Source organism: Streptomyces sp. R33 (genome assembly GCF_041200175.1).
GTDB lineage: Bacteria > Actinomycetota > Actinomycetes > Streptomycetales > Streptomycetaceae > Streptomyces > Streptomyces katrae_B.
Genome location: NZ_CP165727.1, coordinates 1,165,660 through 1,180,200 on the forward strand (window position 1 = coordinate 1,165,660; position 14,541 = coordinate 1,180,200).

Annotated in this window: 15 protein-coding genes; 9 read left to right on the plus strand and 6 right to left on the minus strand. The window is 73.9% G+C overall.

Annotation, left to right across the window (positions count from 1 at the left end):
• The first annotated feature begins 38 nt into the window (after positions 1-38).
• A complete protein-coding gene (locus tag AB5J51_RS05840; protein ID WP_369777046.1) occupies positions 39-1,457 on the plus strand; it encodes a GH1 family beta-glucosidase in 1,419 nt (472 codons plus the stop codon).
• On the opposite strand, the gene AB5J51_RS05845 is transcribed toward AB5J51_RS05840, so the two are convergent.
• Positions 1,429-2,043, minus strand: a complete 615-nt coding sequence (locus AB5J51_RS05845; RefSeq protein WP_369777047.1) for a HutD family protein — start codon at positions 2,041-2,043, stop codon at positions 1,429-1,431. The two genes, AB5J51_RS05840 and AB5J51_RS05845, sit on opposite strands and share 29 nt — an antisense overlap.
• 198 nt (positions 2,044-2,241) lie before the next feature.
• On the opposite strand from AB5J51_RS05845, the gene AB5J51_RS05850 reads away from it, so the two are divergent.
• On the plus strand, positions 2,242-3,129 hold the full coding sequence (locus tag AB5J51_RS05850) for an SDR family NAD(P)-dependent oxidoreductase (protein WP_369777048.1): 888 nt from the start codon (positions 2,242-2,244) through the stop codon (positions 3,127-3,129).
• A gap of 100 nt (positions 3,130-3,229) precedes the next feature.
• On the plus strand, positions 3,230-3,811 hold the full coding sequence (locus AB5J51_RS05855) for a TetR/AcrR family transcriptional regulator (RefSeq protein WP_136223847.1): 582 nt from the start codon (positions 3,230-3,232) through the stop codon (positions 3,809-3,811).
• A gap of 58 nt (positions 3,812-3,869) precedes the next feature.
• On the opposite strand, the gene AB5J51_RS05860 is transcribed toward AB5J51_RS05855, so the two are convergent.
• From AB5J51_RS05860 to AB5J51_RS05870, 3 genes are all read right to left on the minus strand, one after another.
• Positions 3,870-4,604 carry a hypothetical protein gene (locus tag AB5J51_RS05860; protein ID WP_369777049.1) on the minus strand — a complete coding sequence of 245 codons (735 nt, stop codon included), beginning with the start codon at positions 4,602-4,604 and terminating at the stop codon, positions 3,870-3,872.
• A 206-nt stretch (positions 4,605-4,810) separates the two neighbouring features.
• The gene (locus AB5J51_RS05865) at positions 4,811-5,599 is read right to left on the minus strand and encodes an NADPH-dependent F420 reductase (protein ID WP_369777050.1); all 789 of its coding nucleotides are present in this window, start codon (positions 5,597-5,599) and stop codon (positions 4,811-4,813) included.
• 467 nt (positions 5,600-6,066) lie between these two features.
• Entirely contained in the window at positions 6,067-7,428 is a 1,362-nt protein-coding gene (locus tag AB5J51_RS05870; protein WP_053789980.1) for an FAD-dependent oxidoreductase, read from the minus strand.
• Positions 7,429-7,609: 181 nt separating this feature from the next.
• Between AB5J51_RS05870 and AB5J51_RS05875 the strand changes: the two genes are divergently transcribed.
• The gene (locus AB5J51_RS05875; RefSeq protein WP_369777051.1) at positions 7,610-8,662 is read left to right on the plus strand and encodes a PHP domain-containing protein; all 1,053 of its coding nucleotides are present in this window, start codon (positions 7,610-7,612) and stop codon (positions 8,660-8,662) included.
• A 29-nt stretch (positions 8,663-8,691) separates the two neighbouring features.
• Here the strand turns inward: AB5J51_RS05875 and AB5J51_RS05880 are convergent, their stop codons facing one another.
• Complete coding sequence (locus tag AB5J51_RS05880; protein ID WP_369777052.1) at positions 8,692-9,630, minus strand: UbiA family prenyltransferase; 939 nt, start codon at positions 9,628-9,630, stop codon at positions 8,692-8,694.
• A gap of 76 nt (positions 9,631-9,706) precedes the next feature.
• On the opposite strand from AB5J51_RS05880, the gene AB5J51_RS05885 reads away from it, so the two are divergent.
• The 3 genes from AB5J51_RS05885 to AB5J51_RS05895 are packed head-to-tail and all read left to right on the plus strand — an operon-like array spanning position 9,707 to position 12,370.
• Positions 9,707-10,768, plus strand: coding sequence for a type III polyketide synthase (locus AB5J51_RS05885; protein ID WP_133895932.1), 1,062 nt, complete (start codon positions 9,707-9,709; stop codon positions 10,766-10,768).
• Positions 10,769-10,796: 28 nt separating this feature from the next.
• The gene (locus tag AB5J51_RS05890) at positions 10,797-11,348 is read left to right on the plus strand and encodes an isoprenylcysteine carboxyl methyltransferase family protein (RefSeq protein ID WP_136223972.1); all 552 of its coding nucleotides are present in this window, start codon (positions 10,797-10,799) and stop codon (positions 11,346-11,348) included.
• Positions 11,345-12,370 (plus strand): NAD(P)/FAD-dependent oxidoreductase, encoded by a 1,026-nt coding sequence (locus AB5J51_RS05895; RefSeq protein ID WP_053789977.1) that lies wholly within the window; start codon positions 11,345-11,347, stop codon positions 12,368-12,370. The genes AB5J51_RS05890 and AB5J51_RS05895 overlap by 4 nt, the downstream gene beginning before the upstream one ends.
• A gap of 79 nt (positions 12,371-12,449) precedes the next feature.
• Here the strand turns inward: AB5J51_RS05895 and AB5J51_RS05900 are convergent, their stop codons facing one another.
• Entirely contained in the window at positions 12,450-13,481 is a 1,032-nt protein-coding gene (locus AB5J51_RS05900) for a hypothetical protein (protein ID WP_369777053.1), read from the minus strand.
• A 233-nt stretch (positions 13,482-13,714) separates the two neighbouring features.
• Between AB5J51_RS05900 and AB5J51_RS05905 the strand changes: the two genes are divergently transcribed.
• Both AB5J51_RS05905 and AB5J51_RS05910 read left to right on the plus strand, forming a co-directional pair.
• Positions 13,715-13,903, plus strand: a complete 189-nt coding sequence (locus tag AB5J51_RS05905) for a DUF6381 family protein (RefSeq protein ID WP_106975077.1) — start codon at positions 13,715-13,717, stop codon at positions 13,901-13,903.
• Positions 13,904-14,017: 114 nt separating this feature from the next.
• Positions 14,018-14,527: a DUF664 domain-containing protein gene (locus AB5J51_RS05910; RefSeq protein ID WP_369777054.1), complete on the plus strand. Its 510-nt coding sequence runs from the start codon at positions 14,018-14,020 to the stop codon at positions 14,525-14,527.
• The last annotated feature ends 14 nt before the right edge of the window (positions 14,528-14,541 follow it).

The following is a 14,541-nucleotide window of genomic DNA, read 5'->3' on the forward strand; positions in this document are numbered from 1 at the left end:
GCCGCCCCGGCCTTCCCCCATCTTCCTGGAGTCTTCCCATGACCACGCTCGACGCGTCTCCCGTCACGAAGACGGGCCTCTCCTTCCCGGCCGGCTTTCGCTGGGGCACGGCCACCGCCGCGTACCAGATCGAGGGCGCGGCCGCCCTGTACGGCCGGACGCCCTCCATCTGGGACACCTTCAGCCGCACCCCCGGCAAGGTGCTCAACGGCGACACCGGGGACACGGCCGCGGACCACTATCACCGCATGACCGAGGATGTGGCCCTGCTCCGACGGCTCGGCGTCACCGACTACCGCTTCTCGGTGGCCTGGCCGCGGGTGCAGCCCACCGGCCGGGGGCCCGTCGTCCAGCAGGGCCTGGACTTCTACCGGCGGCTCGTCGACGAGCTGTCGGCCGCAGGGATCCGTCCGGTCGCCACCCTGTACCACTGGGACCTGCCGCAGGAGCTCGAGGACCTGGGGGGCTGGCCGCGGCGGGAGACCGCCGAGCGGTTCGCCGAGTACACGGGGCTCGTGGCCGGGGCGCTCGGCGACCGGGTGGCGAGCTGGACCACGTTCAACGAGCCCTGGTGCGCGGCCTTCCTCGGTTACGCGTCCGGGGTGCACGCCCCGGGCCGCACCGAGCCGGCGTCCGCGCTGCAGGCCGCGCACCACTTCAACCTGGCGCACGGGCTGGGCGTGGCGGCGCTGCGCTCGGCCCTCCCCCGGTCGGCCGAGGTATCGCTGACGCTGAACCTGCACGCGCTGCGGCCGCTGACGCGCTCCGCATCCGATATGGACGCGGTGCGCCGGATCGATGCGGTGGGCAACAGGATCTTCCTCGACCCGGTCTTCCACGGGCGCCTGCCGCAGGACCTGGTCCGCGACACCGCCGGGGTGACGGACTGGTCCTTCGTCAGGGACGGCGACCTGGCCGCCGCCGCGGAGCCGATCGACTGGCTGGGCCTCAACTACTACTCCCCGACGGTGGTCGCGGCGGCCGCGCCGGGGGACGGCGTCGCGGCCGCCGGGCCCTCACCGTGGGTGGGCGCCGAGGAGTACGTGCGCTTCCTGCCCGCGCCGGGGCCCCGGACGGCCATGGACTGGCCCGTGGACGCGGGCGGTCTGCACGAGCTGCTGGTCCGGCTGCGCGACGAACTGCCCGGCGTACCGGTGCTGATCACGGAGAACGGAGCGGCGTACGTGGACTATGCCGACCCGGAGGGCGATGTGCACGATCCGGAGCGGATCGACTACCTGCACGGCCATCTGTCCGCGGTACACCGGGCGATCGCGGACGGGGCCGACGTACGCGGGTATTTCGTGTGGTCGCTGCTGGACAACTTCGAGTGGGCGTACGGCTACAGCAAACGGTTCGGCCTCGTCCACGTGGACTTCGCGACCCAGCGGCGCACGCTCAAGGACAGTGCCCGCTGGTACGCCGACGTCATCGCCCGGGGCGGTCTGCCAGCCTGACCACCGCCGCGCGCCCTTGCGTACGCAGGCGGCAGGCCTGGGCGCCCGTGATCCGGACCCCGTCGTACGGGCCGAGGGCGACGGGGCCGGCTGCGGCACCGGCCCCGGCTTCGCCTTCGAGTTCGAGTTCGGCCGGGCCGCCGAGCGCGACCACGAGCAGGGTCTCCCCCGGCGCGGCGGTGAGCGCGAGGGCGCCCCGTACGACCGCGGTCTGCGCGTGCACGCGGTCGCGGCGGTACATCACGTTGAAGTTCACGACGGGCCCGTCGAGGAGCCGGCACTCGGTGGGGGCGTCGCCGGGGAAGTCCTGCGGCGCGTAGCGCTCGTCGACGAGGCGGAGGGCGCCGGCCACCGTGAGCTCCATGCCCGCCCCCTCGGCCAGGGTCAGGGTGCGGTCGACGCCGGGGAAGGCCGAGAAGGGGCCGCCCGCGGCCACCTCGGCGAGGCTGACCCGCCACCCGAAGTCGGCGATGCCGGCACCCTCGGGCCAGGCAGCGATCTCCCGGGTCACCCCGCCGCCGTTCTTCCACGCGACGGCGGCGCGGTCGCCCGCGCGCAGGATCCGGACCTCGTCGCCGCCGGTCATGGCGCTGCTCCTTCTCTCGGGTACGCACCGCCCCTGCGGCCGGGCCGAGCCTATCCACCCCGGCAGGAAAGGGCGTCCCCGCAGGCAGACGACGACCGTCCCGGAACCACCGGACTCCAACCGGATAGTCCATCCGCATCTGTGTTACGGTCACATCAAGCGGATGATGTATCCGGATAACTGGTGGGGATGGAAGCCATGAAGAGGACTGCTGTGGTCACGGCGGGAACGGGCGGGATCGGCTTGGAGACGGCGCTGGGGCTGGCCTCCGCCGGTTACTCGGTCACCGTGATCGGACGCAACGCCGAGCGGGGCGCCCGGGCGGTCGACCGGATCAACGCGACGGACCCGGCACACCCCGGCCGGTTCCTGTCCGCCGACCTCGCCTCGCTCGAGGAAGTGCGCCGGCTCGCCGACCGGATCGCCCGCGAGCACACCGCCTCGGGCGAACCGCTGACCGTGCTGGTCAACAACGTCGGGGCGATGTTCCCGGAGCGGCGGGACCTGGACGGGGTCGAGGCGTCGTTCGTCGTCAACCACCTCTCGCCGTACCTGCTGACCGAGCTGCTGCTGCCCACGCTGACGGCCGGTGCGCCGAGCAGGATCGTGAACGTGACCTCGGGTGCGGTCGGGGTCGCGAAGCGGGTGTTCGATGCCGTCGAGCCGCCCGGCGGCTACTACGGCTTCCACTGGTACGGCCGCGCCAAGCTCGCCAACCTCGCCTACACGCTCGACCTGGCCGGGCGGCTGGACGGTACGGGCGTATCGGTCTTCGCCGCAGACCCCGGGGGCGCCGCGACCGACATGACCGACGGCACCATGACCGACTCGAAGATCGTGTCGCCCGCGCTGCGGCTGATGTGGCCGCTGGTACGCCGCAAGTTCGCCCGGTCGACGTCCGGTCCGGCGTCAGTGGCGGCCAGGCCCTCGATCGTCGCCGCGACCGACGACGCCCTGACGGGCAGGACCGGCGTCGTCATCGGCGCCCAGGCGAGCCCGGTGGCGCCCCACCGCGCGGCGACCGACCCCCGCGTCGTCGAGTCCGTACGCCGCCTCAGCGAACGGCACGCGCCTGCGGCCGTCTGACCCGGCGGCCGTCTGACGTACCGAACGGCAGCGGGATGCGCAGGCGGCGGGCGGCGGGCGGCGGGGCCATCCGGATGGGCTATCCCATTAGCATGTCCCCATGACGACGACGCCACTGCGCAAGGATGCGGCCCGCAACTGGGACCGGATCGTCGACGTCGCCCGTGCCCTGGTCGACCAGGGCACGCCGTTGCAGCTCAACGACGTCGCCCGGCGCGCCGGCCTCGGTGTCGGCACCGTCTACCGGCACTTCGCCACGCCCGAGGCGCTGCTGGAGACCGTCGCCACCCCCTGCCTGGAAGCCCTGGCCGCCCACGGCGAGCAGGCGCTGGCCGAAACCGACCCATGGCGCGCGCTCGAGGGCTTCCTGACCCGCACGGTCGAGGCGCAGGTCACCGACGCCTCCCTGGCCCCGGTCACCGCCGCAGCCGAGGACTGCCTGCCACGCACCACGGAACTCAAGCAGTCGCTGCGGTCGGCCGGCACCACGCTCCTCGACCGGGCCCGCGCGGCCGGGGCGGTACGTCCCGACCTGGCGCCCGCGGACCTCGTCCCGCTCATGTGCGGCATCGCCTACGCGGTGCAGGTCCACGGCAGCACTGCCGATGACCGGATCGACACGGCCCACCGCTACCTCGCCACCCTGCTCGGGGGCCTGCGGGCCACGCCACCGAACGCCTGAAGGGGCCGGACCTCTGCGGTCGCCGCGGTGCGTACGGCAGAGGGAGCCGGAGCGGGAGCTACAGGATGCGCCGGGTGGTGTGCGGCAGCGAGGAGTACCCCGGTCGTCCCGCGTCGAGCGGGGCGCCCTCGGCGGCGTCCGTGTCGAGGGCGTACACCATGAGCGGGCTGCTGCCGCTGGGGCCCGTGGCGGTGGCGCGCAGCCGGTAGCGCTCGGTGCGGACGGCATCGCGGGCGAGGGGGGAGCCGCCCTCGTAGAGGTGGGCCGGCTTGGCGTCGGTGGCCATCCGCAGCTCCACGCCGCGCCAGGCGCCGGTGGCCGGGTCGCGCCGTTCCAGTACGTACGGGGACGCAGGGCCGGGCAGGTCGCCGGGCTCGCCGGTGAGGGGCTCCATCTGGAAGGCGATCAGCAGGTGCCGGTAGGCCTGGGCATTGCCGTTGCGGACGGTGACGGTGAACTCCTGCGCGGGGCCGCCGCGGACCAGGCTCAGCCCGCCGCCCGGGGCGGCCGCGGTGAGCGACAGCCGGGTCGCGGGGGCGGGGGCCGACGCCGCTGTCGGCGTCTTGGCGGGCGCCGCCGGGGACGTGGGGGCGGAGGTGGGCGTGGCGGCCTGTGCGGACACGGCCGGGCTCGCGGACACGGTCGCCGTCGGCGATGCCGAGCCCGAGGGCGAGGCGTCCGACGACCGGGTGGGAGCGGCGGGGGTGTCCGGGTGTCCGGTGCAGGCCGTCAGAACGGCCGAGAGCGCCGCCAGTACCACCGGGGCGATCAGCAGACGGGGTCTGACGTGCAACGTGCCCTCCTACGGCTCCTGTGACGGCAGGACGCTAGCAAGGGCGGCCCGCCGGCACAGGGGCCCGGCGCATGACACTTCGGTCACGGTTGCCGGCCGGGGTCGGCGGCCGGAGCGGGGGCCGGAGCCGGCGCCGGAGTCAGGGCCGACCCCCGAGCCCCGGACCGGACCGGAGACCCCGTACTCCCGCGCCCGGCCGTGGCCCGTCAGCCCTTGAAGTCCGCCGTCCGGACCGGGGAGGCCTCGGCGAGGGCCTTCACCACGGCGTCGGTGCCCGCCCGCAGCCCGTACACGGGCGTGCCCGGCTGCTGGCGCCAGGAGTCGTCGAGGCCGCCCGCGTCGACGGAGTCGAAGCCGAGTTCGCCGATGAGCGCCCGGACGGTCTGCTTCGCCGCCTCGTCGTCGCCGGCGACCGGGAGGGCCATCCGGTCCGGATCCCCGGCCGGCCGGTGCCGGTCCAGGATGTCCTCGGCGTACGTCCCGTTGAAGGCCTTGACCACCGGGTGCCCGATGTGGCGCTCGCTCCAGCGGCTCTCGGTCAGGCCCCCGTCCTCGATCTCGGCGATGCGGCCGTCGCGCTGCTTCGGGTAGTAGTTCCCGGTCTCGATGACGACGACGTCCTTCGCCGCCTGGTCGAACAGCCCGGCGGGCAGCTCGGGCACGTTCTTCAGGGGGATGGTGACCACGACGACCTCGGCCCCGCGGGCCGCCTCCGCCACCGTGACCGGCGTGGCCCCGGTCTCCTTCGCGAGGTCGGACAGGGTCTCGGGGCCACGGGAGTTCGCCACGGACACCTCGTGTCCGAGCGCGGTCAGACGGCGCGTCAGGTTGCCGCCGATGTTGCCTGCGCCGATGATGCCGATCTTCATGAGCTCTCCAGTGCGTGCAGGTGGTCGGGTGGTGCGTGGAGTCCGAACCACCGGCAGCCGCCGCGCATTCCGGGTACGGGCCTCCGCTCTGCGGATCCTCCGTTCGAGTGGCCGGTTCCAAGCCACAAGGCATCGGCGATGGATTCAGCCAAGCCGGCCTGAAATCACCTTCGGTCGGGTGCCGGGCTGCGCCGCCTGGAGCCGTCGATCCTGCGCTCCGAGGAGATCGGAGGGCCCGAACCGGCCGGCGCCCACGGCTCTTCGTACCGGAGGTGAAGCCGGCCGCCCTGCCGGCCAACCATGCGCCGGATTCGCGCCGGACGTGCGCACGGCGCTCCCGGCGGGCGTGCGGGCCCTGCGGGCGGCGGCTCTGACCTGCCTGGGTTCGCCCCGATAGGCCGCTGTACGCCATCTCCACCATCACCCTGACCTGGAGCGGCAGTGAAACCACCCGGCTCCACGTCCAGGCCGATCCGAAGACCCGGAAGATCCTCTCCATCCAGGACTGACGACGCTCCGGACCTGCGGATGCTCCGGACCTGCGGGTGGGGGCCACCGCCGGCGGCCCCCACCCGATCAGGACGGTGCGGCGGTTACGCCCCGCTCGCCTTCAGCATGTCCTCGCGCTCGACGATCTTCACGCGCTCGCGGCCCTGCGGCTCGCCCAGCGCCTTCTCGGCCGCGTCGAGCTCGTACCAGCCCTCCCACGTCGTGAAGCGGACGTTGCGCTCGGCCAGGAACGCCTCGACGGCCTCCGGCGCGGGCGCTGCGGGGGTCTTCAGGCGGCCGCCCGCGTGGTCCTCCAGGAGGTTCGCGACCGTCTCGTTCGCGTCGCCCTTGGTGTGGCCGATGAGGCCGATGGGCCCGCGCCGGATCCAGCCGGTGACGTACGTCGACTGCAGGTGCGCGCCGGCTTCGATCACGCGGCCGCCCTCGTCCGGGACCGTTCCGCTGTCGACGTCCCACGGGAGCTTGGGCAGTTCGTCGGAGAGGTAGCCCACTGCGCGGTAGACGGACTGGACGTCCCAGTCGGTGAACTGGCCGGTGCCCTTGACGTTGCCCGTGCCGTCGAGCTCGGTGCGCTCGGTGCGCAGGCCGACGACCTTGCCGTCCTCGCCGAGGATCTCGGCGGGCGACTCGAAGAAGTGCAGGAACAGCTTGTGCGGGCGCTCGCCGATGTCGCGGATCGCCCAGTTCTCGAGGGTCTTGGCGACCATGTCCGCCTGCTTGTTGGAGCGGCGGGTGGCGATGGAGCCCTCGTCGTAGTCGATGTCCTCGGGGTTGACGATGACCTCGATGTTCGGCGAGTGGTCGAGCTCGCGCAGCTCCATCGGGCTGAACTTGGCCTGCGCCGGTCCGCGGCGGCCGAAGACGTGCACCTCGAGCGCCTTGTTGGCCTTGAGGCCGTCGTAGACGTTCGCCGGGATCTCAGTCGGCAGCAGCTCGTCCGCGGTCTTCGCCAGGATGCGCGCGACGTCGAGGGCGACGTTGCCGACGCCGAGGACGGCGACCTTCTCGGCCTCCAGCGGCCAGGTGCGCGGGACGTCGGGGTGGCCGTCGTACCAGGAGACGAAGTCGGCGGCGCCGTACGAGCCGTCGAGCTCGACGCCCGGTATGGCGAGCGCACGGTCGGCGGTCGCGCCGGTGGAGAAGATCACGGCGTCGTAGAACGAGTGGAGTTCGTCGAGGCTGATGTCGTTCGGGTAGTCCACGTTGCCGAACAGGCGGACCTGCGGCTTGTCGAGCACCTGGTGGAGGGCGGTGATGATGCCCTTGATCCGCGGGTGGTCGGGGGCGACGCCGTACCGGATCAGGCCGAAGGGGGCGGGCATTCGCTCGAACAGGTCGATGGAGACACCCGGCTCGGCGGCCGCCTCGGACTTCAGCAGCGCATCGGCGGCGTAGATTCCGGCGGGGCCGGCACCGACGATTGCTACCCGCAGGGGGCGAGGCATGACAGGTTCCCTTCGACCGACAAAAAACTGGATCAAGAGAACCCTAAACTAAGGCGACCCTAACCCGGCACCCACCCCCCGGTTATGACCCTATAAACAAGCCTTATGACCTTCCCAAGACATCCTTGGGGTTGCCCGTCACACTGGAACCAGCCATCGCAGAGGGATCGGGAGGTAGCCCATGGATCCGGTTGCGGCCCTGGAGCGGATCGCCTTCCTGCTGGAACGGGGGCAGGCGCCCACCTACCGGGTGCAGGCCTTCCGGCGGGCCGCCGCCGCACTCACCCGGATGGGTGAACGCGAATTACGGGAGCGGGTCGAGGCCGGAACGCTCGAAGCGGTCAAGGGCATCGGGCCGAAGACCGCCCAGGTGGTGCGGGAGGCGGACGGCGGGGCGATCCCCGCGTACCTGCAGAAACTCGAGGACGAGATCGCGGCGCACCCCGAAGGCCCCCCGGCGAGCCCGGCCGCCCGCGCGCTGCGCGCGGCACTGCGCGGCGACTGCCATCTGCACTCCGAGTGGTCCGACGGCGGCAGCCCGATCGAGGCCATGGGGCGGACGGCGGTCGAGCTGGGTCACGAGTGGGCCGTGCTCACGGATCATTCGCCGAGCCTGACCGTCGCCCGGGGCCTGTCGCCGGAGCGACTGCGCGAGCAGCTGGACGTGGTGGCGGAGCTCAACGCGTCGTGGGCGCCCTTCCGGCTGCTCACCGGCATCGAGTGCGACATCCTGCTCGACGGCTCGCTGGACCAGGAGCCGGAGCTGCTGGACCGGCTGGACGTGGTCGTCGGGTCCGTCCACTCCAAGCTGCGGATGGAGTCGCCCGCTATGACGCGGCGCCTGCTGGCCGCCGTACGCAACCCCCTGATGGACGTCCTGGGGCACTGCACGGGACGGCTGGTGACGGGCCGGACCCGCCCCGAGTCGCAGTTCGACGCCGAGGCGGTCTTCGCCGCGTGCGCGGAGTCCGGGACCGCCGTGGAGATCAACAGCCGACCCGAGCGGCTGGACCCGCCGCGCCGGCTGCTGCGGCTGGCTGTGGAGGCCGGCACGCTGTTCGCGATCGACACGGACGCCCACGCCCCGGGCCAGCTGGACTGGCAGCTGCTCGGCTGCGAACGGGCCGTGGAGTGCGGGGTTCCGGCCGAGCGCGTCGTGAACACCTGGCCGCGGGAGCAGCTGCTGGAGTGGACCCGGACGCGACGCCCGCCGACCGCGGCGGCCGCGGCCTGAGCCGAGGCTTGCCCGGCGCTCGGGCCGCGTCAGCCGAGCCCGGCCAGGTCCGCCCCGCGTACCAGCAGCAGCACGACATCGGCCCCGGCGACCCCCATCGTGGCCAGGAACGGGATCCGGCTCCGGCCGGTCGGCCGACCGGCCCCGAGGAGTACCGCCACCGTCGTCGCCGCGAGCAGCCCCCAGCCGTACGGGGGCACCCGACCCGGCGGTCCGGCGACCAGGGCCACGGCCGAGCCGAGGACCAGGAGCCCCCCGACGGCCGCCGCGCGCCGGGCGCCGAGCCGGTGCGGCAGGCCCACCACGCCCGTGGCCAGGTCCTCGTCGAGGTCCGGCAGCACATTGGCGAAATGCGCGCCCGCGCCCAGCAGGGCCGCGGCGGCCGTCAGCCACCACGGCGGCCAGGGCGCACCGGGCAGCCCGAGGGTGACGAAGGCGGGGAGCAGCCCGAAGGCGAGGGCGTAGGGGAGCCAGGAGAAGGCGGTGCCCTTCAGCCGCAGGTTGTACGCCCAGGCGGCGGCCACCCCGCACAGGTGCGCGCAGCCGGCGAGCCATCCGCCGGCCAGTGACAGCGGGACGCAGAGCAGCAGGGCCGTGAGGGCCGCGGCCGTCACCGCGGCGGGCCGTACCGCTCCGGAGACCAGGGGTTTGTCGCGGCGGCCGGTCGCCAGGTCCCGGCCGAGGTCCACCCGGTCGTTGCACCAGCCCACCGAGAGCTGGCCCGCGGCCACCGCGGCCACGGCGAGCGCCGCCCCCGGGAGGCTGCGCCCCACGGCCGCGGCGAGGGCGGCGGCGAACAGCGTCACGGCGGCCGCGGGCACCGGATGGCAGGCCCCCAGCAGCCCGAACAGGACGGATCGACCGGGTGGACCGGGTGGACCGGACACGGCGGGCTTGGGCCGTCGGCCGGTCTGCGGGGCCGGGGCGGGCGTCGGCGGAGTTCCGTCTGCGGCTCGGGCGGGGGACACGCGATCACGCTATGCCGCGCCGCGCCCGGTATGCGGGATTCATCACGAAGTGTCAGTTATTCCCTATGTTGAATCAATGACGCGTGTCCTGGCAGTGAGCAGTGTGTTCCCGCCCCACCGCTATCGTCAGTCCGAGATCGCGGCGGCGCTCGCCCGCTTCCTGCCCCCGGGGGCCGACACCGCCCTGCTCCACCGGCTGCACGCCTCGGTGGGCGTGGAGTACCGCCACCTCGCGCTCCCGCTGGAGCGCTACGGTCCCTCGAACGACTTCGGCGGGACGAACGCCCTCTTCGTGCAGACGGCCGAGGAGCTCGGCGCCCGCGCCGTCGAAGCCGCCCTGAGCGCGGGCCACCTGACGGCGCGCGAGGTGGATCTGGTCATGTCGACCACGGTGACCGGGCTGGCGACGCCCTCGCTGGAGGCCCGCCTCGCCACCCGTACCGGTCTGCGCCCCGGCGTGAGGCGGCTGCCGCTCTTCGGCCTCGGCTGCGCGGCAGGCGCCGCGGGGCTCGGCCACCTCCACGACTACCTGGCGGGCCGCCCGGACCACGCGGCCCTGCTGCTGTCCACCGAGCTCTGCTCCCTCACCCTGCAGCCCTCGGACACCTCGATGGCGAACCTGGTGGCCGGCGCCCTCTTCGGCGACGGGGCCGGGGCGCTGCTCGCCGTGGGCCGCGGCCATCCGCTGCACGGGACGAGGCCGGGGCCTTCGGTGGTGGCCGCGCGCAGCCGCCTGTACCCCGGCACCGAGGGGCTGCTCGGCTGGGACATCGGCCACTGGGGTTTCCGGATGGTGCTGGGCCGTGAACTGCCCGCGCTGGTCAGGCTGCACGTGGCCGAGGAGATCGAGACGTTCCTCGCCGGGCACGACCTCAAGCCGCCGGACGTGGACGCGTGGATCGTCCATCCCGGTGGGCCGAAGGTCCTCGACGTGCTGGCCGACGCGCTGGCGCTGCCGGATTCGGCCTTCGCGGCGAGCCGGCGTTCGCTGGCGGAGGCGGGCAACCTCTCCTCGGCCTCGGTCCTGCACGTCCTCAGCGCGGTCCAGGCCGCCGGGCCGCCCGCACCGGGCTCGGTCGGGCTGATGATCGCCTTCGGACCGGGCTTCGCCTCCGAACTCGTCCTCCTGCGCTGGTGACCTCATGCCCCTGAACCCGATCCCCACGATGGACCTGTACCTGCTGCTCATGGCTCTCGTCGTGGCCGAGCGGCTCGCCGAACTCGCCGTCGCCCGCCGCAATGCGCGCTGGAGCCTGTCCCGCGGCGCCATCGAGTACGGCCGCGGCCACTATCCCGCCATGCTCGCCCTGCACACCGCGCTGCTGCTGGGCTGCGTGGTGGAACCGCTCGTCGCCGACCGCCCGTTCCTGCCCGCGCTGGGCTGCTCCGCCCTCGCCCTCGTACTGGCGGCCCAGGGCCTGCGCTGGTGGTGCATCGCCACCCTCGGCCCGCGGTGGAACACCCGGGTGCTGGTGGTCCCGGGGCTGCCGCTGGTGGCGGCCGGGCCGTACCGGCTGCTGCGCCACCCGAACTACGTCGCGGTCGTCGTGGAGGGTGCGGCGCTGCCGTTGGTGCACACCGCCTGGATGACCGCGGCCGGCTTCACCGTGCTGAACCTCCTGCTGCTCGGCGTACGCATCCGCTGCGAGGAGGACGCACTGGCCCATGCCGCGCCCGTGTACCGCAGTGCCGTACCGGCGGAGGGCAGGGTCCGGTGATCGACCTGCTCGTCGCGGGCGGTGGGCCGGCCGGGCTGGCCACGGCCATCCACGGGGCGCTGGCCGGGATGGAGGTCGTGGTCCTGGAGCCGCGCCCCACCCCGATCGACAAGGCCTGCGGCGAGGGCCTGATGCCGGGGGCCGTCCGCCGTCTCCGGGAGCTCGGCGTCTGCGTGCCGGGCAGCCCGTTCCGCGGCATCCGCTACCTGGACGGGGTGAGCGGCCTGCACGCGGAGGGGCTGTTCCGCACCGGGCCGGGTCTCGGCACCCGCCGGACCGTCCTCCAGGCGGCGCTGGCCGAACGCGCCGACCGGCTGGGCGTACGGGTGCTCGCGCGGCGCGTCGGCGAGGTCCGCCAGGACGAGGACCGGGTCGGCGCGGCCGGCCTGACGGCCCGCCACCTCGTGGCGGCGGACGGCCTGCACTCCCCCGTCCGGCGCGGCCTGGGCCTCGCGGCGCCGCCCGCTCCCGGGCGCCCGCCCCGCTACGGGCTGCGCCGCCACTACGCTGTGGAGCCCTGGAGCGACCTGGTCGAGGTCCACTGGTCGGCGCACTGCGAGGCGTACGTGACCCCGCTGGGGCCCGGCCGGGTGGGCGTGGCGGTCCTCACCACCGAACGCGCCCCCTTCGACGTGCAACTGGCCAGGTTCCCGCTGCTGTGCTCGCGGCTGGCCGGGTGCTCGGGTTCGGCGGTGCGCGGCGCCGGGCCGCTGCGCCAACAGGCCCGGGTACGGGTCGCGGGGCGGGTGCTGTTCGTCGGGGACGCCGCGGGGTACGTGGACGCACTGACCGGCGAGGGGCTGACGCTGGCCCTGACGGCCGCGGGCGCACTCGTCCGCTGCGTGCGGGAGGGCCGGCCGCAGGCGTACGAGCGGGCCTGGCGGGAGCTGTCACGCAGCTACCGCACGCTCACGGCGTCCTTGCTCTGGGCACGCCAACAACCGCGGCTCGCGGGGCGGATCGTCCCGTTGGCGGCCCGGCTGCCGAGGGTGTTCACGCACGGGGTCAACCTGCTCGCGTAGGACGGCGGTACCGGCCGTACGGAGGCATGCCACGGGGGCGGGACCGGCACGTACCGCCGGTCCCGCCCCCGTCGCGCGGTCAGCCGCCGGCGGCCGCCCGGGCCTGCGGCGACCGGTTCAGGAGCGCCAGGCCGGCCAGGACGGCGGCTGCTGCGGCGCAGAACACCGCCGTGGCGCCCGCCCAGGCCAGGGAGACGCTCGCCGCGCCCTCCAGCGGGTCGAACCCCGCGACTGCGCCGACCACGTGCAGGGCGACGACGGCGACGGCCCCCGCCGCGCCGGCCCGCCACGCTGCGGCGGTGTCGCGCACGGCCAGCAGGGCGCCGAGGCCCAGGCACAGCACGGTGGCGAGGAGCGGGAGGAGGGCCGTCGGGGTCTGCGACGGCAGTGCCGTCAGATCGCCCGGCAGGTGCAGGACGCCGCAGAGCAGCAGGGCGGCGGCCACCGGCCGGCGCAGGACGTGGCGCAGCGCCCCGGAGCCGGCGCGGGCGGCCGGGGCGCCGTTCGCGGTGCGTCCGTACGGCCGTCGGCGGTACTGCTCGGAGGACTCGTACGGCTCGTCGTCGTAGGGCTCGTCGTACGGTTCCTCGAAGAGCGGCTCGTTCCGCTGTTCGTACCGCGCCGGGGGTGCGACCGGGCGCTGCCCGGCGGGATCCGCGCGGCGGGCGGGCGAGGCGGGGCGCGCCACCGAGGCGGGGTGCGCGGACCGGACGGCCGGGGTGGCCTCTACGGCCTCTGGGGTCTCTGGGGCCTCTGGGACTTCTCCGGCCCGGGCGGTCTGCTCGGGGTCCGAGGGGTCCGACGGGGCCGACGGGTCCGAAGGCCGGTCGTCCTCGCCCGTCCCGAGGATGCCGACCAGCAGCGCCACGTCCTGGACCGGGCGTCCTACGGCGGCCGCGCGCAGCGTCTGGTGACCGTGGTCGGGGCTCTGGCCGGTGTCCTTGAGGAGGCCCACGAGTTCGGCCACCTCCTCGAGCGGCCGGCAGGTGCCGGCCGTCTCCAGCAGGGTGCGTATGGGCTCGGCACCCGTCGTGGTCGCTGCGCCGGTGGTGTCGGGGAGCTCGCGGCGGTCGTCGTCCTGTGTCGCCGCGAGCGTGATGGGGTCATTCATGGAAAGCTCCGTTCGCCGACGCGCGGGTCTGCACATCGCGCCGGTCGACGTGCGTCATGGGAATCGCACGTTCAGTCACATTCAGCGGGACCCCGCTCCGCTGCGCCATTCGGGGCGGGCAAACGGGGGAGCCGCCCTCCCGGCGGTCACCGGTGCAGACGGTTCGAGATGCGCCCGCCCGGTGCTGCTGCTTCGCTGAATCCGGCCTCCTTACCCCCCACACCCGAGGAGTGATCATGAGCGCTGGCGAAACCCACGGCCGGGTCCGGCAACTGCGCGAGAAGGCGCAGGAGCTGAGCAATGCGGCCGAACGCTCCACCGATCCGGAAGAACGCCGAAGGCTCCAGGAGAAGGCCCGCCGACTCCGGGAACAGAGCGAGAAGGAAGGCAAGATCGACGACCGGGGCATGGATCCCATGTAGCCCCGCGTCGCCCCACACATCGGCCGGTGGCCACGGGCACCGGCCGATGCCGTACGTCACGTCACGTCATTTCGGTGGTTTCGGTGGTTTCGCGGACACGTCTGGGGACGGTGCATGAAGGCTACGGAGGTTCTGGCCGATGCGTTCGGACGCATCCGGGAAGTGGTGCACGACGTGGTCGAGGGGCTCTCGGCCGAGGAGTTGAACGCGCGGGTCGACCCGAAGGCGAACTCGATCACCTGGCTGGTGTGGCATCTGACCCGGGTGCAGGACGACCACGTGGCGGACGCTTCGGGCCGGGAGCAGGTCTGGACGGCACAGGACTGGTTCAGCCGCTTCGCCCTGCCGGTGCCCGCCGAGGCCACCGGCTTCGGGCAGACCGCTGCGCAGGTCGGGAAGATCGTGGTCGAGTCGGGCGAACTGCTGCTGGGGTACTACGACGCCGTCCACGAGCAGAGCACCGCTTTCATCCGCGGACTCGCCGCCGCCGACCTGGAACGGGTCGTCGACGAGCGCTGGGACCCGGCGGTCACCCTGGGGGTGCGGCTGGTCAGCGTCATCGCCGACGACCTCCAGCACGCCGGCCAGGCGGCCTACGTACGGGGCGTCCTGCAGCGGCGCTAGCGTCCCGCGTCCAA

Excerpts from the sequence above, each read along its gene's own strand:
- AB5J51_RS05840 (WP_369777046.1), top strand. The coding sequence starts at position 39 with ATGACCACGCTCGACGCGTCTCCCGTCACGAAGACGGGCCTCTCCTTC.
- AB5J51_RS05845 (WP_369777047.1), bottom strand. The coding sequence starts at position 2,043 with ATGACCGGCGGCGACGAGGTCCGGATCCTGCGCGCGGGCGACCGCGCC.
- AB5J51_RS05850 (WP_369777048.1), top strand. The coding sequence starts at position 2,242 with ATGAAGAGGACTGCTGTGGTCACGGCGGGAACGGGCGGGATCGGCTTG.
- AB5J51_RS05855 (WP_136223847.1), top strand. The coding sequence starts at position 3,230 with ATGACGACGACGCCACTGCGCAAGGATGCGGCCCGCAACTGGGACCGG.
- AB5J51_RS05870 (WP_053789980.1), bottom strand. The coding sequence starts at position 7,428 with ATGCCTCGCCCCCTGCGGGTAGCAATCGTCGGTGCCGGCCCCGCCGGA.
- AB5J51_RS05875 (WP_369777051.1), top strand. The coding sequence starts at position 7,610 with ATGGATCCGGTTGCGGCCCTGGAGCGGATCGCCTTCCTGCTGGAACGG.
- AB5J51_RS05885 (WP_133895932.1), top strand. The coding sequence starts at position 9,707 with ATGACGCGTGTCCTGGCAGTGAGCAGTGTGTTCCCGCCCCACCGCTAT.
- AB5J51_RS05890 (WP_136223972.1), top strand. The coding sequence starts at position 10,797 with ATGGACCTGTACCTGCTGCTCATGGCTCTCGTCGTGGCCGAGCGGCTC.
- AB5J51_RS05900 (WP_369777053.1), bottom strand. The coding sequence starts at position 13,481 with ATGAATGACCCCATCACGCTCGCGGCGACACAGGACGACGACCGCCGC.
- AB5J51_RS05910 (WP_369777054.1), top strand. The coding sequence starts at position 14,018 with ATGAAGGCTACGGAGGTTCTGGCCGATGCGTTCGGACGCATCCGGGAA.